Consider the following 3,126-nt stretch of genomic DNA (forward strand, 5'->3'; position numbering starts at 1 on the left):
TGACACTTAAATTATTCCCGGCGGCAATGGTGACACTATCGCCATAGAGCTGACTGCCTTTTTCGGTGGTATTATCGATTTGCGTTTGCGTAGTGGTGGTCGTTTTATTTAAAAAGCCTTTGCTCGAACTCTTATGGAACTCATCTAACTCAAATCGCTCCGACGACGTCCCGATAGCGATATCATTATCCGCATAAAGCCCTAATTGCTTACCGGCAGCAATATCGACCGTTTTGGCATCAATATCATGCCCGGCACTTAACGTCACATTATTGGCGGCACTGATTTCACTGCCAACGACATTGTGTTCATGGCTTTTACGATAATGTTTGCCGCCACCTAAATCTAACTTCTCTTCAATCTCAGCGGCAGTAAAGCGAATATCATGACCGGCGTGCAACGACGTATTACCTGTATCGGCATTATTAATAATCCAGCCGGCTTTAGCATGAATATCATGCCCGGCATCGATAACAATATTGCCATTATTCACCTGAATGATACTGGCCTGGTCGATATTGGTGGTGACATTATTACCACGGATTTGCGTGCGGGTACTGGACAGAAGATTGATATCATTATCGGCAGATAAATAGACCAGCTTATCACCGACTAACTTCCCGTAATTGGTAATATCATTTTTTGCATCGATTGCCACCCGCTCACCAAATACCGTGCCACTATTGGTGACATTATTGCCGGATAACTGAATATTTTTTAGTAGGTTATCGGAAGAAGATAAAACTGTGATTAAGATATTTTTAGAAGACTTTTTAATCAAGAAGGAGATTAAATTACAGGCTAGGTAGGACGGGTAAAAAAGTAACGTAGCAGTAACAGGCGACAACTTGCTACCACTACTTACCCCAACAATTATACGAGATAATTATTATGAGTGAGGTGCATTCAACGCTAAAATCAACCACAGACAAAGCACCAGCACCACAACTCACTGAGCGGTTTTATACCATTGGCTACGTGCCGCAAGGCACAAAGCCCAACCCCAGATCACAACTGACCATTAAAGGCAGGTGGCTGGAGCAGATAGGCTTTTATGTGGGCTGCCCTGTTATCATTAAGATTGAACAGGGCAAGTTGGTGGTTGAACTTGATTTGCAAGTTTAAAAATAAATAATAAAAGATCCCCCAGCTTGTTAAGGCGGGAAATAAGAAATTATTTATTGGGGTTTATATATAAAAATCTATTATCTAAATCCAAACCGAGTAAATCAACAATATGAAGTACTTTGTTATATTCATCTTCACTAATTTTCACATCAAAATCTGCAATATGATCACACAATGTTTCAAAAGCCAAAACATTTTCGGAATGATTAATATAATCCAAAGCATAATCTATTAACTCAGGATCTATCCTATCTTTTAAAGAATTACCAAATTCTTTTATACAATTGTTAACTAACATAATTATTTAACCTTTATAACTTTTTACTTAATTGGTTTATAATGAGAAGGAACTGGCGCCTTGTCCGGAAACGCAGTTATTATTTTTCCATTTGCTGGTTCATAAATAACTCTAATACGTACCCCATCTCTAATTTCGTATGCAGCCCATCTTGCAGGATTTCCTGCTTTAGTATAAAGACCACCAGTTCCACTCTGTGCATACCATTGTGTATTAGGCGATGTCGCAATATCCCCTATTTCATGGACAATTTTATCTGCAGACCAATCCTTAGGAAATGTGGTTTTATCAGGATTTCCTGGGTACATGTGTCCGCCACTTGTTGGTCCATCCCCATATAGTATATGCTGCTTAGCTTCAGGTGATAGAATATCGACATACTTCTGATTTTCAGGCGATATTTTTGCATTCGTTCCCTTACCAGCATTAATTTGTTGCTCTTTCGCTACATGTTCACCAAATTTACTACTTTCGTTATACTGTCGGCTACATCAGCGTCCGCCACAAACCCAAAGCCAAAGAGGCTTACATCCACTACAGCAAACACCCTGCGCTGCATCTTAAAGGTAATTGGTTAGAAAAATCTGGGTTCGGAAGCGGGCAACCTGTCACCATTACGGCTAAAAAAGGTAAGCTAATTGTCCAACTTGCGATGCAGATCGCAGATATAAAAAATCCCAGTTTTTACGCTGGGATCTTAATTATTTGCCAAAGATTTTAATCCCTAAACGACGACATTCTAAGAACCATATAACTCCCCCTGTTGGAATACCAAAAAAAGCAACTTTTAAAGCCAAGTAAAAATCTTTTATATTAAATATAAAGTCACCATATAGAAAATAGATCAGCATTGATACTACTAACTTAGTTAAAATGTAACAAATACCAAAAATAACAGGGACTATTATCAGCAAAAATAATAATGCTAAATATTTTCTATTTGTTTTCATCTTGCTTATTCTTTAAGTAAGTGTCAATTTCATGATTAATAACTTCACCTACAGCAGAATCAGCTGCACTTCCTACAATAGCAGGAATTGAACTTTGTTGTGCAGGCTTAGTTATTGTCCAAATTCCAATAGGAATCCACTCATATTGCTTTGATACTGGATTAAATAATTTCTCTAATGGACCTTGTAACATCTTGCCGCCAAGATAACCAAAACCAGATCCTATTGCACTAGCAGCAGCACCAATTAACGGATCTTCATCCTTTAAATAATTTGATGTTGCACCGCCTGCGGCATTCCAACCAACTGTCCCCCAAAACCCTGTCCCTGCACCACCAGTAACAGCACCAACTCCTGATGCAATTCCTACATCAGTCCAATTAATACTTCCATCTGGATTTAATGTATATTGCATTCCTGCATTAATGGCGCCACCCAGTGAACCACCAATTATTGCAGTATTAGGAAGAACAGCACCTCCTACAATTATACCTGTTGCAAAACCGCTTGCAATTGCTCTATCTCGAATCATTTCATTCGCATAATCTGTTGCTGCTTTTTCATCACCTTTAAATAGTAACAAACCATCTCGATAATCACGGTCAAATTCATCCATTACTTGCAAGGCCATAAAATTATTCTCAACCGCATTCTTCCCGGCAGCCATCGCCGCACCGGCAGCGCCGGTATCACCGCCACCGGCGGCAATCGCCAGGCCGGCTGCCAGCTGGGCGAGGGCGCTGATGTTTT

The 3,126-nt window shown here is 39.7% G+C and carries 7 protein-coding genes; 2 read left to right on the plus strand and 5 right to left on the minus strand.

What is annotated here, in order from left to right:
- A partial coding sequence (locus J3U37_RS11930) for a hemagglutinin repeat-containing protein (RefSeq protein WP_267375086.1) occupies nucleotides 1–781 on the minus strand: 781 nt, incomplete at its 3' end.
- Nucleotides 782–891: 110 nt separating this feature from the next.
- Here J3U37_RS11930 and J3U37_RS11935 point away from each other — a divergent pair.
- On the plus strand, nucleotides 892–1,125 hold the full coding sequence (locus J3U37_RS11935; protein ID WP_220218599.1) for a SymE family type I addiction module toxin: 234 nt from the start codon (nucleotides 892–894) through the stop codon (nucleotides 1,123–1,125).
- Between the two features lie 49 nt (nucleotides 1,126–1,174).
- On the opposite strand, the gene J3U37_RS11940 is transcribed toward J3U37_RS11935, so the two are convergent.
- Both J3U37_RS11940 and J3U37_RS11945 read right to left on the minus strand, forming a co-directional pair.
- Complete coding sequence (locus J3U37_RS11940; protein WP_220218600.1) at nucleotides 1,175–1,426, minus strand: MafI family immunity protein; 252 nt, start codon at nucleotides 1,424–1,426, stop codon at nucleotides 1,175–1,177.
- A gap of 23 nt (nucleotides 1,427–1,449) precedes the next feature.
- On the minus strand, nucleotides 1,450–1,734 hold the full coding sequence (locus J3U37_RS11945; RefSeq protein ID WP_324170105.1) for an EndoU domain-containing protein: 285 nt from the start codon (nucleotides 1,732–1,734) through the stop codon (nucleotides 1,450–1,452).
- A 152-nt stretch (nucleotides 1,735–1,886) separates the two neighbouring features.
- Here J3U37_RS11945 and J3U37_RS12220 point away from each other — a divergent pair, with 152 nt between their 5' ends.
- The gene (locus J3U37_RS12220) at nucleotides 1,887–2,147 is read left to right on the plus strand and encodes a SymE family type I addiction module toxin (RefSeq protein ID WP_416380015.1); all 261 of its coding nucleotides are present in this window, start codon (nucleotides 1,887–1,889) and stop codon (nucleotides 2,145–2,147) included.
- On the opposite strand, the gene J3U37_RS11950 is transcribed toward J3U37_RS12220, so the two are convergent.
- Together J3U37_RS11950 and J3U37_RS11955 are read right to left on the minus strand one after the other, a co-directional pair.
- The gene (locus tag J3U37_RS11950) at nucleotides 2,128–2,376 is read right to left on the minus strand and encodes a hypothetical protein (protein ID WP_267375088.1); all 249 of its coding nucleotides are present in this window, start codon (nucleotides 2,374–2,376) and stop codon (nucleotides 2,128–2,130) included. The genes J3U37_RS12220 and J3U37_RS11950 overlap by 20 nt on opposite strands.
- Nucleotides 2,363–3,126: VENN motif pre-toxin domain-containing protein (locus tag J3U37_RS11955; protein ID WP_267375090.1), on the minus strand; the 764-nt coding region annotated here is incomplete at its 5' end. The genes J3U37_RS11955 and J3U37_RS11950, both read right to left, overlap by 14 nt.

The sequence above is a fragment of the Gilliamella sp. B3172 genome, from assembly GCF_026536465.1.
In the GTDB taxonomy this organism is placed as follows: domain Bacteria; phylum Pseudomonadota; class Gammaproteobacteria; order Enterobacterales; family Orbaceae; genus Gilliamella.